The sequence below is a fragment of the Gemmatimonadota bacterium genome, from assembly GCA_016713785.1.
Taxonomy (GTDB): domain Bacteria; phylum Gemmatimonadota; class Gemmatimonadetes; order Gemmatimonadales; family GWC2-71-9; genus JADJOM01.
Window position 1 is genome coordinate 905,893 of record JADJOM010000001.1, and the last position, 16,583, is coordinate 922,475.

12 protein-coding genes and 1 pseudogene are annotated in these 16,583 nt (G+C 71.7%); 7 read left to right on the forward strand and 6 right to left on the reverse strand.

Annotation, left to right across the window (positions count from 1 at the left end):
- Positions 1–970 precede the first annotated feature (970 nt).
- The 3 genes from aroF to IPJ95_04015 all read left to right on the forward strand — a co-directional run bounded on the left by aroF (position 971) and on the right by IPJ95_04015 (position 4,747).
- Complete coding sequence (gene aroF / locus IPJ95_04005) at positions 971–1,921, forward strand: 3-deoxy-7-phosphoheptulonate synthase (GenBank protein MBK7922782.1); 951 nt, start codon at positions 971–973, stop codon at positions 1,919–1,921.
- Entirely contained in the window at positions 1,921–2,490 is a 570-nt protein-coding gene (locus IPJ95_04010) for a glutamine amidotransferase (GenBank protein ID MBK7922783.1), read from the forward strand. The genes aroF and IPJ95_04010 overlap by 1 nt, the downstream gene beginning before the upstream one ends.
- Positions 2,491–2,560: 70 nt before the next feature.
- Entirely contained in the window at positions 2,561–4,747 is a 2,187-nt protein-coding gene (locus IPJ95_04015) for a hypothetical protein (GenBank protein ID MBK7922784.1), read from the forward strand.
- On the opposite strand, the gene IPJ95_04020 is transcribed toward IPJ95_04015, so the two are convergent.
- The 4 genes from IPJ95_04020 to IPJ95_04035 form a co-directional block, all read right to left on the reverse strand.
- Entirely contained in the window at positions 4,725–5,669 is a 945-nt protein-coding gene (locus tag IPJ95_04020) for a PDZ domain-containing protein (GenBank protein MBK7922785.1), read from the reverse strand. The two genes, IPJ95_04015 and IPJ95_04020, sit on opposite strands and share 23 nt — an antisense overlap.
- Positions 5,670–5,675: 6 nt before the next feature.
- Positions 5,676–6,275, reverse strand: a complete 600-nt coding sequence (locus tag IPJ95_04025; protein ID MBK7922786.1) for a hypothetical protein — start codon at positions 6,273–6,275, stop codon at positions 5,676–5,678.
- On the reverse strand, positions 6,272–6,817 hold the full coding sequence (locus IPJ95_04030; GenBank protein ID MBK7922787.1) for a sigma-70 family RNA polymerase sigma factor: 546 nt from the start codon (positions 6,815–6,817) through the stop codon (positions 6,272–6,274). Before IPJ95_04030 ends, IPJ95_04025 begins: the two co-directional genes overlap by 4 nt.
- Positions 6,818–7,030: 213 nt before the next feature.
- Complete coding sequence (locus tag IPJ95_04035) at positions 7,031–8,428, reverse strand: S8 family serine peptidase (protein MBK7922788.1); 1,398 nt, start codon at positions 8,426–8,428, stop codon at positions 7,031–7,033.
- A gap of 134 nt (positions 8,429–8,562) precedes the next feature.
- Here IPJ95_04035 and IPJ95_04040 point away from each other — a divergent pair, with 134 nt between their 5' ends.
- The 4 genes from IPJ95_04040 to IPJ95_04055 all read left to right on the forward strand — a co-directional run bounded on the left by IPJ95_04040 (position 8,563) and on the right by IPJ95_04055 (position 12,820).
- Positions 8,563–9,693, forward strand: a complete 1,131-nt coding sequence (locus IPJ95_04040) for a VIT1/CCC1 transporter family protein (protein ID MBK7922789.1) — start codon at positions 8,563–8,565, stop codon at positions 9,691–9,693.
- A 70-nt stretch (positions 9,694–9,763) separates the two neighbouring features.
- Positions 9,764–10,684: a PDZ domain-containing protein gene (locus IPJ95_04045; GenBank protein ID MBK7922790.1), complete on the forward strand. Its 921-nt coding sequence runs from the start codon at positions 9,764–9,766 to the stop codon at positions 10,682–10,684.
- A 26-nt stretch (positions 10,685–10,710) separates the two neighbouring features.
- Positions 10,711–11,910, forward strand: a complete 1,200-nt coding sequence (locus IPJ95_04050) for a hypothetical protein (GenBank protein MBK7922791.1) — start codon at positions 10,711–10,713, stop codon at positions 11,908–11,910.
- A 58-nt stretch (positions 11,911–11,968) separates the two neighbouring features.
- Entirely contained in the window at positions 11,969–12,820 is an 852-nt protein-coding gene (locus IPJ95_04055; protein MBK7922792.1) for an endo alpha-1,4 polygalactosaminidase, read from the forward strand.
- Between the two features lie 78 nt (positions 12,821–12,898).
- Here IPJ95_04055 and IPJ95_04060 read toward each other — a convergent pair whose 3' ends face one another.
- A complete protein-coding gene (locus tag IPJ95_04060; GenBank protein ID MBK7922793.1) occupies positions 12,899–13,984 on the reverse strand; it encodes a beta-lactamase family protein in 1,086 nt (361 codons plus the stop codon).
- Positions 13,985–14,049: 65 nt separating this feature from the next.
- Positions 14,050–16,495 (reverse strand): annotated as a pseudogene (locus IPJ95_04065) (leucine--tRNA ligase).
- Positions 16,496–16,583 lie beyond the last annotated feature (88 nt).

The window sequence follows — 16,583 nt, forward strand, 5'->3', positions numbered from 1 at the left end:
CGGGCGGGCGCGGCCCTTGACACCCCTCGGGTATGCATCGTACCGTATGTCCATGCGGTGCACTGAGCGATTCGGCTTCTTCTTCTCGTTTACCACGCCCGGCGGCGCGTCGTCGTCCGGTGCGGGGAAGCCCTGACGCTCCCTGTCACCCGGATCCCGACGCCCCGCCGATGACCGGCGGGGCGTTTTTGTTTGTCCATCCGTGGAGTGGAACATGCGCGTGGCGATTCAGGGCACCCGGGGTGCCTTCAGCGAGGCGGCGGCCCGGCAGCAGTGGCCGGACCTGGAGACCATCAGCTGTCGTGAGGTCGGTGATGCCGTGGCCGCGGTGCGGGCCGGCGAGGCCGAGGCGGGCTGCCTGGCCATCGAGAACTCGCTGGTCGGGTCGGTGACCCCGACCTACGACCTGCTGCAGGAGGCCTTCGGCGAGGGCGACCTCACGCTCTCCCGCGAGATCCTCCTCCCGGTGCACCACAGCATCATGGGTGTCCCGGGGGCGCGGCTCGAGCAGGTGACCCGGGTGCTCTCCCACCCGGTGGCCTTGGGCCAGTGCCGCATCTGGCTGGCGCGCCACCTGCCCAATGCCACGCTGGTGAATGCCTGGGACACCGCGGGGAGCGCGGAGATCGTGGCCAGGGCGGGCGACCCGACCCAGGCCGCCATCTGCTCCCGCCACGCCGCGGACGCCTACGGGCTGTCGGTGTTCGAGGAGCGCATCGAGGACGACCCGACCAACCAGACCCGGTTCCTGACCTTCACCCGCGCCGAGCTGTCCACTCCCGAGCCGGCCGACAGCACGCTGCCGCAGAAGACCTCGCTGATCGTATGGACCGATCACCGCCCCGGGATGCTCGCGGCGGTGCTGCAGGCCTTCGCCGGCCGGGGCGTGAACCTCACCAGCCTGCAGTCGCGGCCGGAGCGCTCCGCGCCGTGGACCTACCGCTTCTACTTCGATGTCGAGGGGGGCCGGCTGGAGCCACGGCTGCAGGAGGCGCTGGAGGCCATCGAGGCGCTGGCGTCGCGGATCGTGATCCTGGGGAGCTACGCCGCGTGGCAGGGGGAGGGCGCGGTGGTGGGCCCCGTGGCCGCGCGCCCGCCCCACCTGCGGCCCAAGCCCGACCTGCCGCTGTTCGACCGGCGCCAGAAGCCCGAGGGGACGATCGTGAAGGTCGGGGCGGTGGAGATCGGCGGCGCCCGGCCGGTGCTCATCGCCGGCCCCTGCTCCGTCGAGGGCGAGGAGATGATCCTCCGCACCGCCGAGCTGGTGGCGCAGGCCGGCGCGGACATGCTGCGCGGCGGCGCCTTCAAGCCGCGCACCTCGCCCTATGACTTCCAGGGACTGGGCGTGAAGGGGCTCAAGTTCCTGGCCGAGGCGCGGGAGCGCTCCGGCCTGCCCGTCGTCACCGAGGTGATGAGCTGGGAGGAGGTGCCACTGGTGGCACGCTACGCCGACATGCTGCAGATCGGCGCGCGCAACATGCAGAACTTCGCGCTGCTGCGGGCCGCGGGGCGGAGCGGCAAGCCGATCCTGCTCAAGCGCGGGGGCGGCGCCACGCTCGAGGAGTGGCTGCATGCGGCCGAATACATTCTGTCCCATGGCAACCCCAACGTGGTGCTGTGCGAGCGCGGCATCCGCACCTTCGAGCGGGCCACCCGGCACACCCTGGACCTGAACGCCGTGGCGCTGGTGCGGGAGCGCACCCACCTCCCGGTGCTCGCCGATCCGAGCCATGCCGCGGGGGTGCGCAGCATCGTGCCGGCCCTCACCCTGGCCGGGCTGGCCGCCGGCGCGCAGGGGGCGATCATCGAGGTCCACCCCGACCCCGACCACGCCCTGAGCGATGGCGCCCAGAGCCTTGACGTGCCGACCTTTGCTCGGCTGGCGGCCCAGATCCGCGCCCTGGAACCGGTGGGCGCCTGATGCGGTCGATGCCCGCGCTGCTGGTCTTCGATGGCTTTGCCGACTGGGAGGCGGCCTTCGCGATCGCCGAGCTCCGCCGCTCCGGCCACCACCAGGTGCTCACCCTGGGCCTCACCGGGGAGCCGGTGGTCTCCATGGGCGGGCTCACCGTCCTCCCCGACGAGGACATCGCCGAGGTGGACCCGGAGCAGGTCCGGCTGCTCATCCTGCCCGGGGGCGACCGCTGGGAGACCGCGCCCCCCGACGAGCACCTGCAGGCCCTGCTCGCCACGCTGATCCGGGCCAGGACCCCGGTCGCGGCCATCTGCGGGGCCACGGTGGCGCTGGCGCGGGGCGGGTTCCTGGCCGGGCGGAAGCACACCAGCAACGGCCCCGACTACCTCGCCGAGCAGGCGCCGGGCTACGCCGGCGCGGAAGGGTATGTCGAATCGCTGGCGGTGCGCGACCGCGGCCTGATCACCGCCAGCGGGCTCGGGGCCCTGGAGTTTGCCCGCGAGATCTTCGAGGAACTGGGGGTGTTCACGCCGGAGGAACGGGAGGAGTGGTACCGGCTGTTCAAGGGGCGGTAGGGAGGCCGTGGAGTCGGACATCGCGGCCCGGCCCCTTGCCAAGCCGGGGATCCGCGCCGAAGCTCCCTGCATGACCACCCCGCACTCCGGCGACACCGCTCCCCACCTGCAGGGGGACGCCGCCTACCCGCTCACGGCCTGGTTCCTCGGCCCCCGGGCGGAGAACGCCCCGGTCTGGACCGAGCTCTTCGACCACATCTTCCAGGACTACATCCACTGGCGGCGGAACTACTTCCCCGCCGATCCCTGGATCGTGGGGCGGCTGCGGCGCCGCAGCCCCGAGCATGAGTCGTGGCTCGACGCGCTGACCGGCCAGCTCGACGCCATCCTGAGCGAGCTCAAGTACCACTTCCCGATGCACTCCCCGCGCTACAACGCGCACATGATCTCGGAGCAGAGCCTCCCGGCGGTGCTGGGGTACTTCGCGGGGCTGCTCTACAACCCGAACAACGTCACCGGCGAGGCCGCCCCGATCACGGTGGCGCTGGAACTCGAGGTGGGCCGCATGGTGGCCGGCATGCTCGGCTACCATCCCCGGCGCTCCTGGGCGCACATCTGCTCGGGCGGCACGCTGGCCAACATCGAGGCGCTGTGGGCCGCGCGGGCGGTGCAGTTCGCGCCGCTCATCGCGCGGGAGTACTGCCGCGCATCGGGCCTCGGGTTCCGGGTCCGGCTCCCCAACGGCACCGAGGCGCCCGTCACCGGCCTGGACGACCGTACGCTGGTCTCGCTCACGCCCGACACCGCCACCGGCATCCTGCGCGGGCTCGCGGCGGCGCTGGAGCGGGAGCGGGGCCTGAGCCCCGTGGCGGCGCTGGCGGCGGTCAACGAGGCCGTGGCCGGCAGCCGCTACAATCTCGCGCGCCGGGGCCTCGGGCCGATCCTGGCGGAGACCGGGCTCCGCCCGGTGGTGCTGGCCTCCGCGGCGGCGCACTACTCGATTGCCAAGGCCTGCAACGTCCTGGGCTACGGCGAGGACGCCGCCCGGCTGGTCCCGGTCAACGACCGGTTCCAGATGGACATGGAGGGCCTGCGCGCCGCGATCGCGGGGCTCCGCCCCGAGGAGTACGTGGCGGCGGTCATCGGGATCGTGGGCACCACGGAGGAGGGAGCGGTGGACCCCATCCACCGCATCCGGGACCTCCGCGCCGCCTGGGAGCGCGAGGCCAACCGGTCGTTCTGGCTGCACGTGGACGCCGCCTGGGGCGGCTACCTGCGGGCACTGTTCTGCGGCGTGTCGGTGGCCCAGCCGCCGGCGGGCGCCGGCCTCGAGGCGGTCTGCGACGCCTACGCCGCCGCGCTGCAGCTGGAGGAGCGGTTCGACCTGGACGTGGGACTGGAGCAGCCGGATCGGCGGGTGGAAGAGATCCGGTGGAGCGACCGGGAGACCTACGCCGCCTTCCTGGCCATGGCCGACAGCGACTCGACCACGGTGGATCCGCACAAGATGGGCTACATCCCCTACCCCGCCGGCGTGGTGGCCTTCCGCGACTGCCGGGTGACGGAGTTCATCACCCAGCGCGCGCAGTACCTCGGCGACGCCGACCTGGGGGTCGGCGCCGTGGACGACCCGCTGCAGGTGACCTCGATGGGCCCGCTCATCCTGGAGGGATCGAAGCCCGGGGCCGCCGCGCTCTCGTGCTGGCTGGCGCACCGGACCATCCCGCTCACCGCCGAGGGGCACGGGAAGATCGTGCGGGTGACGCTGCTCAACGCCCGCCGGCTGGCCCGCCTGCTCACCCGGCACCACCAGCTGTTCTTCAAGTTCGAGCGGGAGCGTGCCCCGGAGCCGGCCGCCCCGGCGCCGTTCACGTTCTTCCCGATCGCGGAGCCGGAGACCAACCTGGTCTGCTTCGTGGCGCGGCCGATGGCGTGGCGGGACGGACAGATGGTCCCGGCGCCCGTGGCGCTCGGCACGATCAACCGGCTCAACGAGCTCATCTTCAATGCCGCGAGCATTCCCGGCTCGCGCTCGCACCACCGGCTCTCGGCGGCGCAGCCGTTCTTCGTGTCGCGGACCCGGTTCGAGGAACGGCAGTACCGCGGCGCCACGCTCACCCACCTGCTGGGGGAGCTGGAGGTCCGGCCGGACGCCTATGCGCGTGAGGGGCTGTTCGTGCTGCGCTCCACGGTCATGAACCCGTGGCACAGCGAGGCGCGGCAGGCGGGGATGGACTACCTGTACGAGTTCGTGCGGTACCTCCACCGCGTGGCGGCGGAGGCGATGCGGGAGGTTACTCCGCCACCTGCCCCGTGATGGTCTTCCGCTTCTGCATGCGGATGACCTGCAGCGTGAAGGACTCGCGGCCGTTGTAGCTGCGGAGGATCCGCACCAGGTGGGACGGGCCGTCGGGCTCCCGCCCGTCCACCGAGAGCACCACGTCGCCGGGCTTGAGGCCGAGCCGCGAGCCCTGCGGCACGTTCACCACGAGCACCCCCTCCCCCACCCCGAAGTACCGCCCCAGCTCCGGGTTCATCGGCGCCAGCTCCAGGTCGGCGAGCGGCGTCCCGAGCACGTACATCGGGGCCGGCATGCGCATGGGCGAGGCCACCCGGACGGAATCGGGGCGGAAGGGCGGACCATCGGGCTGCATGCGCCACGGGGATTCGAGGGTCCGTCGCAGCGCCTCGGCCGCCATCGGGTTCTCCTCCTCGCCCACGGAAAAGCCGAAGCTGCCGTCGGGCCCGCGCCAGGTGATGACCGGCTCCTCGCCGCAGACCACCGCGGCGTTGCGCCGGTCCCGCCCACGGCGGAATTCCACCGCCAGGGTGTCGCCAGGTTTGAAGTCGGACATCAGCTCAATCAGCCGGAGCCCCGAGGCGGAGACGTCCCGGGAGAGGCTGCTGAGCGGCATGGAGATACTCTGCCGATTGACGCTGGTGATGACGTCGCCGGAGCGGAGCCCGGCCCGGGCGGCGGGGCCGTTGGGGGTGACGCTCTGGACGAGGGCGCCAACCGAGTCGTCGTCCCGGGGACGGAGGTCCAGGGAGATCCCGACCCGCGCGCGGCGGGTGGCGATGACCTGGATCTGGGCCTCCATCAGCTCCTGCTCGGGGGCGGGGGCCCGCTTGACGAAGACCCGCTCCGACTCGGGGCGGCGGGCGGGCTCCTGGCCGGCGAGGGCCGCGGGCGCGAGCGCCACGACGGCAAGGATGGGCAGCGACAGGACGGCGCGCATGGCGGGCTAGAATCCCACGTCGCTCGCGCGCGTGAGGTGGACGTCCACCAGCGCGTCGAGCAACCCCACCCGCTCCTGCCACAGGTGCAGCAGCGCGGCATCGCGCTGCTGGACATCAAGCATCTGCGCCACTTCGAGCCGCCGGTCGACCACCGCGATCCGGTCTTCCAGTTCACCCGCCACCCGCGCGGTCACGCCGTCGGTGACCCGGGCATCGGGATTGTAGGCCTCGAGCACGCGCTCCAGCTGGTGGGAGCGGGTCATGACGTCGTTGATCGCCACGGCGGTGGTGACTTCCGCGGTGGCCTGGCGGCGGGAGACCACCACGGCCGCGAGCGCGGCCGCCGTGGCCAGCGTGGCGATGCCGGCCCAGCGCAGGCGGCGCAGGCGCCGGGTGGCCACCGCCCGCTCGCGCACCACCGGCCAGTGGTCCCGCGCCGGGCGCAACGCGGGCAGCGCCCGGAGCCGGGCCACCCGCTGGTCCACCTGGCGCAGCTCTGCCTGGCAGGCGGGGCAGGCACCCAGGTGCTCGCGGGCGGCGGCCAGACCGGGTTCGGCCCCCGGCTCGCGGAGCTCCAGCAGTTGCTCGGTGGTGAGATGGGTCATGCGGGCACCCGCTCCTCGCCAAGCCAGCGCCGCAGCCGGGTGTGGGCCCGGGCCAGCTGGGACTTGGAGAAGCTGACCGTCTTGCCCATCATCCCCGCGATTTCCTCGTGGGTGTAGCCTTCGACGTCGTGCAGCCAGACCACCGCCCGGCTGGTCTCCGGCAGCCGTTCCAGCGCCGCTTCGAGGTCCATCCGCAGGCCGCCATCGACCTTCATGGTCGGGGGATGGAACTCCTCGTCGAGTTCGTCGGTGTCCCGATACTTGTTCCGGCGCAGCCGCATCAGCGCCTTGCTGGCCGTGATGGTGCGGACCCACCCCCAGAGACTGCCATCGCCCCGGTACCGGCCGATGCTGCGGCAGACCTCGAAGAAGGTCTCCTGCAGGACGTCCTCGGCATCTTCGACGGTGCGACAGATCCGGCGGGCCAGGTTGTAGACGGGGGCTTCGTAGGCGCGATACAGCCGCTCGAGCGCGGCGGGGTCGCCGGCCCGAGCCTGGGCGAGGATAACGTCAGCGTCGGTCAGCAGGTAGGCGTCGTTCATGACGTGGGAAAGATGCCGGAACGCGGGGCAGGGTTGCAGGGGGGGCCCCCTGCTGAGCAAGACCCAGGACCCCAGCCGTCAGCCGGCCAAACCGCTCCCGAGATAGAGATGCTGTCCCGGCCGAATCAGCAACATAAGATTAATCAGGACAACATCTTATGAAATGCCGTCTCGGCCGGATACCAATTCTGCCCCACAAGCGACACCAGCGCGTCAGCATCCAGCCGCTTTCAGCACATTCAGGCGACCCGCGCCGTAGATACTCGTCGGACCGACCGGATCGGTGCCCTGGATGATGCAGCGCGTGAGGGTGGCCGGGCTGACCTGCGTCGCCTTCTGGGACTCAATGACGGCCACCGCCCCGGAGACGTGGGGGGTCGCCTCGCTGGTGCCGGCGCTGAACAGGTAGTCCACCGCGCTGCAGGCGAACGGCAGGGTCACCTGATACTGGCTGCAGGCGGACAGCACGAGGTCTTCCACCACCCCGCCCACCACGAAGTCGCCGCCCGGCGCCACGAGGTCGATGCCGGTCCGGCCGCCGTAGTTCGAGTAGCTCGCGAGCCCGTCGAAGTTCTGCTGGTTCAACGGGGCCGTGGCGCCCACGCTGATCACGTTGCGGAGCTGGCCCGGTACGAACAGGAAGCGCCGCGGGTCCTCGTCGAGGTTGAGCGCCATGTTGCCACCGGCGGCCACCACCACCACGCCGCGCCTGGTGGCCAGGTCCATGGCGCGCTGGATGATGTTGAGCAGCTGCAGGGCGCCCGGCAGTTCCTGGTCGAAGTAACCGCCGAGGCTCAGGTTGATCACGTCGGCCTGAGCGGTCTCGGTGGCCCAGAGGATGGCCACGACCATGTCGATGTAGCTGCCGAAGCCGGTGACGCCGAGGACCTTGGCCGAGCAGAGCCGGGCATCGGGCGCAACCGAGGCGACCCCGAACCCGTTGGAGACGATGTACGCCGCGGTGGAGGTGCCGTGGGCGTTGTAGTCGATCCCGTCCTGGTTGCCCGGGAATGAGGTGTCGGAGACGAACGAGGTGATCAGGCTCGGGTCCACCCGGCCGGCGAGGTCCAGGTGGTCGGGATCGATGCCGCTGTCGAGGACGCATACCAGCTTGCCCTGGCCCGCCGGCGTGGCCCCCCAGGCCTGGTCCGCACTGACCTGCCGGATGTTCCACTGCAGCGGGTAGAAGAACGCGCCGCTCTGGTCCGTCCCGTTGGCGCGTGGCGCGGTGGACCCGGCGAAGCTGAGTCGCTGGGTGGCGACGGGGGCCGGGATCATCTGGGCGCCCACATCGCCGGCAATCCCCTCAAGGTCGGAACGGGCGCCAAGCGCGGCGGCCGCGGTCGGGTTCACGTTGCGCAGGATGGCCGCGCGGACCGAGGGCAGCCGCCGCTCGATGGTGGCCCCGAGCGCCGCCACGGAGGCCGCGAAGTCGGCCGGCTCCGCGTTGCGGAAGCTGACCAGGTAGCGGCCGGAGAGGGTGGCCGGCGCGGCGAGGTGCACGGTGCGCACCGGGGCCGCGTCGGGCGTGGCCATCGGCTCGGCGCAGGCACCGAGCAGCGCGACGCCGGCGAGTGCCAGTGCCCCCAGGGGGCGGGCAAGACGGGACATGGGCTTCCTCGAAGAGGGGGAGCGGTCGGGGATCGTGTCGGGACACGCGGAACGGGCCAACATGCGGCCGGACGGGAACCGGCGTCAAGTCAGGGGCCGAGTGCGGCCGGCGGGAGGGGCGCTACATTCCGGGCATGACTGCGACCGCTTCCCCTCAGGCGCCGCACGAGTGGCTGCACCATCTCCAGGACGAGGCCGACGCCGCGTACCTCTACGGCGTCCTCGCCGGCCTCGAGCCCGACGCCGCGCGCGCCGGGGTCTACCGCCAGCTCGCCGGCATCGAAGCACGCCATGTGGCCATGTGGCAGGAGCTGCTGCGCCAGCAGGGCCACTCGCTCCCCGCCCACGCCCCGTCGGTCCGCGCTCGTACCATGGCCTGGCTGGCCAGGCGGTTCGGCCCGGGGTTCCTGGCCCCGATGCTCCTCGAGGAGGAGGGCCGGGAGGTGAAGGGCTACCTGGAGCTGCACCGGCAGGCGCCCGACGGGCCGGCTGGCCCCACGGCGCTCACCCTGGCCCGGGAATCGGCGGAGCATGCCGAGTCGCTCGCGGGGCTCTCCGGCAGCCCGGCCGAGCCGTGGCACAAGACCGGGGCCGGCGGGCTGCTGCGCAACCTGGTGTACGGCTTCAACGACGGCCTCACCGCCAACTTCGGGCTGGTGGCGGGCATGCTCGGCGCGCAGGGGGAACTCAACCTCTCGGGCCACGCCGTGGTGGTCGCCGGCATCGCCGGCATGGTGGCCGACGCCCTGTCGATGGGCTCCTCCGGCTACCTCGCCGCCAAGAGCGAGCGGGAGGTGCACGAGTACGAGATCGCGATGGAGCGGGAGGAGATCCGCCTCATGCCCGACCTCGAGCGCGAGGAGCTGGCGCTGCTCTACCAGGCCAAGGGCATCCCGCGCGACCAGGCCGAGGCGCTGGCCGGGCAGGTCATGGCCGACCCCGAGCGCGCCCTGCAGGAGAAGGTGCGCGAGGAACTCAAGATCGGCGAGCCGTCCAGCTCCCCCATGCGGGAGGCGTGGATCACGGGCACCGCCACCGGCATCGGCGCCTTCATCCCGGTCGCGCCGTTCCTCCTGACCACGGGGCCATGGGCCATCTGGACCAGCTTCACCCTGTCGATGCTGGCGCACTTCGGCGTGGGCGCCGCGCGCAGCGTGTTCACCGGCCGGAGCATCTTCCGCAGCGGCCTGGACATGTTTCTGGTCGGCTTCGGGGTGGCGGCGGTGGGATACGTCGTGGGGGAGTGGATCACCCGGTTGCTGTGAACGTGACGGGTGCCGTTGCGCCCCCCCACGCCCTCGCCTAGTGTAGGGACAACCCCCTGCCCCCACACCCATGCCCTTCCGCTCCGGCCGCGTGCCGTGGCTCACCCTCCTGCTGGCACTTCCGGCCACGAGCGCCCCGCTGGCCGCGCAGGAGCCGTTCGCCGATCCGCAGGGCCGGTTCACGGTCCCGGTCCCGGCACGTTGGACCGCCCGGACCGTCCTCGACGCCGCGGTGGTCCTGACCCGCGAACCGGCCACCATCACGGTCGGTGCCGGGCGCGACGCCGAACCCGCCACGGTGGTCGAGGAGACGATGGCCACCTTCGCCGGCTACTGGGGGGAGTTCCGCGCGGAGCGGCAGGGCCCGGTGACGCTCGGCGGGCAGCCCGGGGCGTTTGCGCTGGCCAGCGCGCGCAGTACCCTGGGTGTCGCGGTGTATCTCAAGGTGGTGGCGCTGCGCGCCCCGGCCGGCGGGGTCATCACGTTCATCGAGAACCTGCCGCAGGAGGGCCTCGACGGCCTGGAGGCGGAGGTGGGCCTCATCGAGTCCGGCATCCGGTTCACCGGCGCGCCGGGCGGCCCACCCGTCGCCGCCAGTCCGGCGCCCACCCCCGCACCGGCGCCGGTACCACTACCAGGACCAGAACCGGCACCGGGCCCGCCGCTGGTTGAACCGGCGCCAGTCGCCAGCCGGGGATTCCTCGGCATCGGAGCGCGGCCGGTGGAGACCGCCGACCTCCGGCGGCTCAAGATCACCGAGCCGCATGGCGCCGTGGTCACGCAGACCTACCCCGGTGGCCCGGCCGAGACCGCGGGGATCCGGGCCGGCGACCTCGTGGTCGGCGCCGACGGCACCGCAATCACGACGCCCGCGGAACTGATCGCGCTCGTGGGACGGCATCACGCCGGCGACCTGCTCAGCCTCCAGGTATTGCGTGAAGGGCAGGTCGGCATCGTGCGGGTCCGGCTGGGCCGGCCGCCGGAAGAGTAGCGGCACCCCACCTGGAGGCAGCGCGCGTGCGGACACTGGTGCAGGTGGTCCTGCTGGGCCTCGCGGCCTCCCTCATGGAGCCCGGCGCGGTCGCGGCACAACAGCAGCGCCCCCGGCCGGCCGCGGGGGCAGCCCTGGGGAGCGGCGTCATGCGGATGCGGCTGGTCAAGATCATGGACACGCAGGGATGGGGGCAGCCGGTGGAGGTGGCGCGGCTGCTGATCCCGTCCGACTGGAAGGACGAAGGGGGCATCCAGTGGGCGCAGAACATGGCGCGCTGCCCCCAGAACATCATCCAGGCCCGCTGGCGCGCCCGCTCCCCCGATGGCGGCAGCGGCATCGAGGTCCTGCCGCAGTACGGCTGGGTCTGGTCCGACGACCCGATGCAGCAGCAGATGATGCAGCAGAGCGCCGCGAACAACATGGCGTGCGACGCCTACCCCGTGATGAGTCCCGCCGATTTCCTCGCGCAGATGGTGGTGCCCCGGACGCGGCAGCAGGCGCGGGTGATCGCCGCGGAGCCGCTGCCCGCCGTCAGCCGGGCGGAGCAGGAGGGGCTCAACCGGACCTATGGCCCGATCGTGCAGCAGGGGTACCTGCGCGGGGTGCGGGCGGAGGCGGGGCGGGTGCGGGTGCAGCACACGCTGAACGGGCAGCCGGTGGAGGAGTGGATCACCGCCACCATCGCCACGATCGCGGCGCCGAGCGCCAACAGCGCCGCGCTCATGAATGGCGGCACCGCGATGACCGCCACCAACTACCAGCTGATGGCCTACAACGTGGTGGGGGCCTGGGCGCCCCGGGGCCAGCTGGACCGCCAGGCCAAGCTGTTCGCCACCATGTTCGCCTCCACGCGACCCAACCCGCAGTACCAGGCGGCGGTGGCCCAGTTCCTCGGCACCGTGGGCCGGATCCAGCAGCAGGCGGCCATGGACCGGCAGCGGATCTGGCGCGAGGCGCAGCAGTCCATCAGCAGCAGCATCCAGCAGACCTACGCCCAGAACCAGGCGGTCCAGGACCGGCTGGCGGAGCAGTTCGGCCAGACCATCCGCGGCGTGGAGACGTACATCGACCCGCGCAGCAACGAGCGGGTGGAGCTGGTGGGGGGCTATACCAGCGCGTGGAGCAACGGGAAGGGGGAGTACATCCTCTCCGACACCCCGGGCTTCAATGCGGCCACGGCGCTGCAGGAGGACTGGCGGGAGATGCACCGCCCGCCGCGCTGAGCGCTCCGGGGTGACTCGCCTCACGGCATCTTCACCGCCGCGGGGCCAGCTTGGAAGCATGACGCGCCTCTCCCGCCTCACCCTGCTGCTGGCCCTGGCCGCCTGTGCCAACGGCGCCAGTGACCCCGCCGAGCCCTCGCCGCCCGGCGACCTCGACCCCGACGTCCCGCCCGTGACCGTGGGCTCCTGGTACCACCCCGGCACAGGGGTGACCTGGCAGTGGCAGCTCGACGGCACGCCCAACCTCGGCTATGCGGTCGACCTGTACGACCTCGACCTCTTCGAGGTGGATGCCCCCACGGTCGCGGCGGTACACGGTGCCGGCCAGGCGCTCATCTGCTACTTCAGTGCCGGCTCCTACGAGAACTGGCGCCCCGACAAGGGATCGTTCCTCCCCACGGACCTCGGCAAGAGCGTCCCCGACTGGGCCGGGGAGCGCTGGCTCGACATCCGCTCCGCCAACGTGCAGGCGGTGATGCTGGCGCGGCTCGACACGGCGGCCGCCAAGGGGTGCGATGGGGTGGAACCGGACTGGCTCCACAACTTCCAGACGCACACCGGGTTCCCGCTCACCGCCACCGACCAGCGCGCCTACAACCGCTGGCTCGCCAACGCCGCCCACGATCGCGGCCTGGCGATCGCGCTCAAGAACGACCTGGACCAGATCCCCGAACTGGTGGAGTACTTCGACTTCGCCGTGAACGAGCAGTGCCACGAGTACGACGAGTGCGATGCCTACGTCCCGTTCACCACCGCAGGCAAGCCGGTGCTCAACGCCGAGTACCGTAATCGCTGGGCCACCAACGCCATCGCGCGGGACTCCCTGTGCCTGGCGGCGCAGGCGGAGGGACTGCGGACGCTGGTGCTGCCGGTGGCGCTGGATGACGCATACCGGTATGCGTGCCCCTAGGCGGGACGCGGGACGCGGGACGCGGGCGGGACGCGGGAAGCGGGAAGCGGGAAGCGGGAAGCGGGAAGCGGGGCGAAGCTACTCGACCGCCAGGAATCGCTCGCCGAGGGTGGGCAGGGCGCCGATGAAGGTCTCATCGCTGTTGACGATCAGCGCGAGCACCAGGCGCTGGTCGCGGAAGATGACCAGGTGGGAGGTGCCACCCATGGCCCCACCGGTGTGGGCCGCGAGCCGGCGGCCGTGGGCGTCGGTGTAGCTGCCCCAGCCGATGCCGTAGCGGGTGCGGCTTCCGTCGGCCAGGGTCTGCGGGGTCCACAGTACCTCCCGCGTCTCCGGGGACAGCAGCTTGCCGTCGAGCAGGTTGCGGCCCAGCCGCGCCAGGTCCTCCGCGGTGGACAGGAATCCTCCCCCGGCCCACTTGTAGCTGTTGTCGACGTAGGGCGCGTTCTGCGCCGGGCTCACCGAGTCGGCGTGGACGTAGGCTCGGGCGCGCCACGGGATGAGGCTGTCGGGCCACTCCGGCACCGTACGGGTCATGCCCATGGGTCCGAACACCCGCCGCTGCATGAAGGCCAGGAACTCCTCCCCGCTCGCCCCCTCGATCACCGCGCTGATCAGGTTCCAGCCGTAAGACGAGTAGCTGTAGCGCGTCCCGGGCTCGAACAGCAGGGTGTCATCGGCGAAGATGGCCACCCCGTCCCGCACCGTATCGTAGCGCCGCATGCTCTCGAACTCGCCGGGCCGGTAGTGGCGGATGCCCGCGATGTGCCCCGCCACCTGCCGCACCGTCACCGGCCACGGCTTCACGGGGAAGTAGGGCACGTAGCGCTGCACCGGGCTGTCGAGGTCCACCCGGCCCTCCTGCACCAGGAGGCCGAGCCCGACGGCGGTGACCGCCTTGGAAATGCTCGCGATGCGGAAGCGGGTGAGCGGGGTAACCGGCACCTGCTGCTCGACGTCGGCCAGGCCAAAGCCCTCGCTCCAGAGCAGGCGGCCGTCGCGGATCACCGCGATCTGCGCCCCGGGGATGCGGTGCGCGGCCATGGAGTCGAGGATGGCCTGTCGGGTCTCGGCGATGGCGTCGGCCAGGCGTGGATCGGCGGTGCCCTGCGCGGTGAGGGGGGCCGCCAGGAGTGCGGCGACGAATGCAGCGGCGACTCGCATGCCAGACCTCCCAGGAGATTCACCACGGAGGCACGGAGTACCCGGAGACTCCGTGCCTTCGTGGTTCAACCCGCGACGACGATGTTGAGCAGCCGGTTGGGCACGTAGATCACCTTCGTGATCTCCTTGCCGTCCGTAAAGCGGCGGACGGTCGGGTCCGCGAGCGCGACCGCCTTCGCGTCGGCCTCGGTGGCGTTCCGGGCGACGGAGACTTTCGAGCGGGTCTTGCCACTCACCTGCACCGGCAGCTCGATCTCGTCGGCGACGGTCAGCGCCTCGTCCCACATCGGCCAGCCGGCGTCGAACACGCTGCCCGTGCCCCCCAGCCGCTCCCAGCACTCTTCGCTGAAGTGGGGCGCGAAGGGCGCCAGCATGACCACCAGGTCGCGCACCATCGCGGTGTCGCGGCAGCCGGCGTCCTTCATGTGGTTCACCAGCTCCATCAGCGCGGCGATGGCGGTGTTGTAGCGCAGCCCCTCGATGTCCTCGGCGCACTTCTTCCGCGTGGCGTGCCACCGGGTGACCAGGTCCTTGCGCAGCTCGCCCCCGGACTCCTCGGCCTCGGCAACCATCACCCACACCCGCTCCAGGAAGCGCCGCGGGCCGTTGATGCCGGCGTCGCGGAAGTCGCCCCCCTCCTGCAGCGGCCCCAGGAACATCAGGTACATCCGGAAGGTGTCGGCGCCCCACTGCGCGATGTACTCGTCAGGGATCACCACGTTTCCCCGCGACTTGGACATCTTGCTGCCGTCCTTGACGATCAGCCCGTGGGCCCGGAAGCGGGTGAACGGCTCCTCGAAGCCGATGTGGCCCAGGTCCTTGAGCACCATGGCCAGGAAGCGGCTGTACAGCAGGTGCAGCACCGCGTGCTCGTTGCCACCGATGTAGGTGGTCACCGGGCACCAGGCCCGGGTCCGCGCCGGGTCGAAGGGGCGGTCGGCGAACTCGGTGCTCGGGTAGCGCAGGTAGTACCAGGCGGAATCGAGGAAGGTGTCCGAGACGTCGGTCTCGCGCCGGGCGCGCGCGCCGCAGGCGGGGCACGGCACGAAGTACCATTCCTCGTGCCGCGCCAGGGGCGAGACGCCGCTGTCGTCGGGCCGGAAGTCCTCGATCGGCGGCAGGATCACCGGCAGGTCCCGCTCCGGCACGGCCACCGGGCCACAGGCGTCGCAGTAGATGATGGGAATCGGCGGGCCCCAGTACCGCTGGCGCGAGATGCACCAGTCGTGCAGCCGGTACTGCACCACCGCCTTCCCGAGCCCCTGCGCCGCCAGCCAGGCGGTGATCGCCTGCTTGGCCGCCTCGGCCTCCTGTCCGTCGAAGCGCCCGGAGTTGACCAGCCGGAAGCCGGCCACCTCGGTCTCGGCGGCCGCGAGCGGCGCGCCGGCGGCCTGCCCCTCGCCGGCCAGCACCCGGACGATCTCCAGCCCGAACTGGGTGGCGAAGGCGAAGTCGCGCTCGTCGTGCGCCGGCACCGCCATGATGGCGCCGGTGCCGTACTCCATCAGCACGTAGTCGGCGATCCAGACCGGGACCGGCTGGCCGGTGGCGGGATTGGTCGCGTAGGCGCCGAGGAACACGCCGGTCTTGTCCTTGTCGCCCACCTTGCGGGCGACCAGGTCCATCGCAGCGGCCCGCTGCACGTAGGCCTCGACCTCCGCCCGGCGGTCCGGGGTGGTCAGGCGCGCCACCGCCGGATGCTCCGGCGCCAGCACCATGAACGTGGCGCCAAAGAGCGTATCGGGGCGGGTGGTGAAGACCGTGATGGCCTCGGCGTCCCGGCGGCCGGACGGCTCGGCGGGGACCGTGAAGGTGATCTCCGCGCCCTCACTCCTCCCCCAGCCAGTTCCGCTGCGCGGTGCGGGTGGTGTCCGACCAGTCCAGCGTGTCGAGGTTCCGGAGCAGCCGCTCGGCGTACTCGGTGATCCGGAAGAACCACTGCTCCAGGAAGCGCTGCTCGACCGGTGTCTTGCACCGCTCGCACAGCCCGTTCTCCACCTGCTCGTTGGCCAGCACGGTCTTGCAGTTGGGGCACCAGTTAACCGCGGCCTTCTTCTTGTACGCCTTCCCCGCCTTGAACAGCTGGAGGAAGATCCACTGGGTCCACTTGTAGTACGCCGGGTCGGTGGTGCTCAGGGCGTGGCGCCAGTCGAACATCCCGCCGATCCGCTCCAGCTGGCGGCGGAAGTTGGCGATGTTCCTCGGGATGAGCTCGGCGGGGTGCAGGCCCACCTTGATCGCGTAGTTCTCGCTGTGGATGCCGAAGGCGTCGTAGCCGATCGGCTCGAAGACGTCGTACCCCCGCAGCCGCTGGTAGCGGCCATACACGTCGCTGCCGGTGAAGGCGAACATGTTCCCCACGTGCAGCCCCTCGGCCGAGGGGTAGGGGAACATCATGAGGTTGTAGAAGGGCCGCTTCGGGTGATCCAGGTCGGGCTGGTTGGTGCCGCGCTCGGCCCACCGGGCGCGCCACCTGGCCTCGACCTCGTCGGGGCGGTAGCCGTCGTTCATGTCGGTCATAGGCCGGGGAATCTACGCAGAACCCGGGGAAACGCGACCACGCGGCGGCCCCCGGCCAACCATGGCCACGCGCGCCCGT

Coding starts and splice junctions, on each gene's coding strand:
- IPJ95_04060 (MBK7922793.1), bottom strand. CDS start 13,984: ATGCGAGTCGCCGCTGCATTCGTCGCCGCACTCCTGGCGGCCCCCCTC.
- IPJ95_04030 (MBK7922787.1), bottom strand. CDS start 6,817: ATGAACGACGCCTACCTGCTGACCGACGCTGACGTTATCCTCGCCCAG.
- IPJ95_04015 (MBK7922784.1), top strand. CDS start 2,561: ATGACCACCCCGCACTCCGGCGACACCGCTCCCCACCTGCAGGGGGAC.
- IPJ95_04045 (MBK7922790.1), top strand. CDS start 9,764: ATGCCCTTCCGCTCCGGCCGCGTGCCGTGGCTCACCCTCCTGCTGGCA.
- IPJ95_04010 (MBK7922783.1), top strand. CDS start 1,921: ATGCGGTCGATGCCCGCGCTGCTGGTCTTCGATGGCTTTGCCGACTGG.
- IPJ95_04040 (MBK7922789.1), top strand. CDS start 8,563: ATGACTGCGACCGCTTCCCCTCAGGCGCCGCACGAGTGGCTGCACCAT.
- IPJ95_04020 (MBK7922785.1), bottom strand. CDS start 5,669: ATGCGCGCCGTCCTGTCGCTGCCCATCCTTGCCGTCGTGGCGCTCGCG.
- IPJ95_04035 (MBK7922788.1), bottom strand. CDS start 8,428: ATGTCCCGTCTTGCCCGCCCCCTGGGGGCACTGGCACTCGCCGGCGTC.
- IPJ95_04055 (MBK7922792.1), top strand. CDS start 11,969: ATGACGCGCCTCTCCCGCCTCACCCTGCTGCTGGCCCTGGCCGCCTGT.
- IPJ95_04025 (MBK7922786.1), bottom strand. CDS start 6,275: ATGACCCATCTCACCACCGAGCAACTGCTGGAGCTCCGCGAGCCGGGG.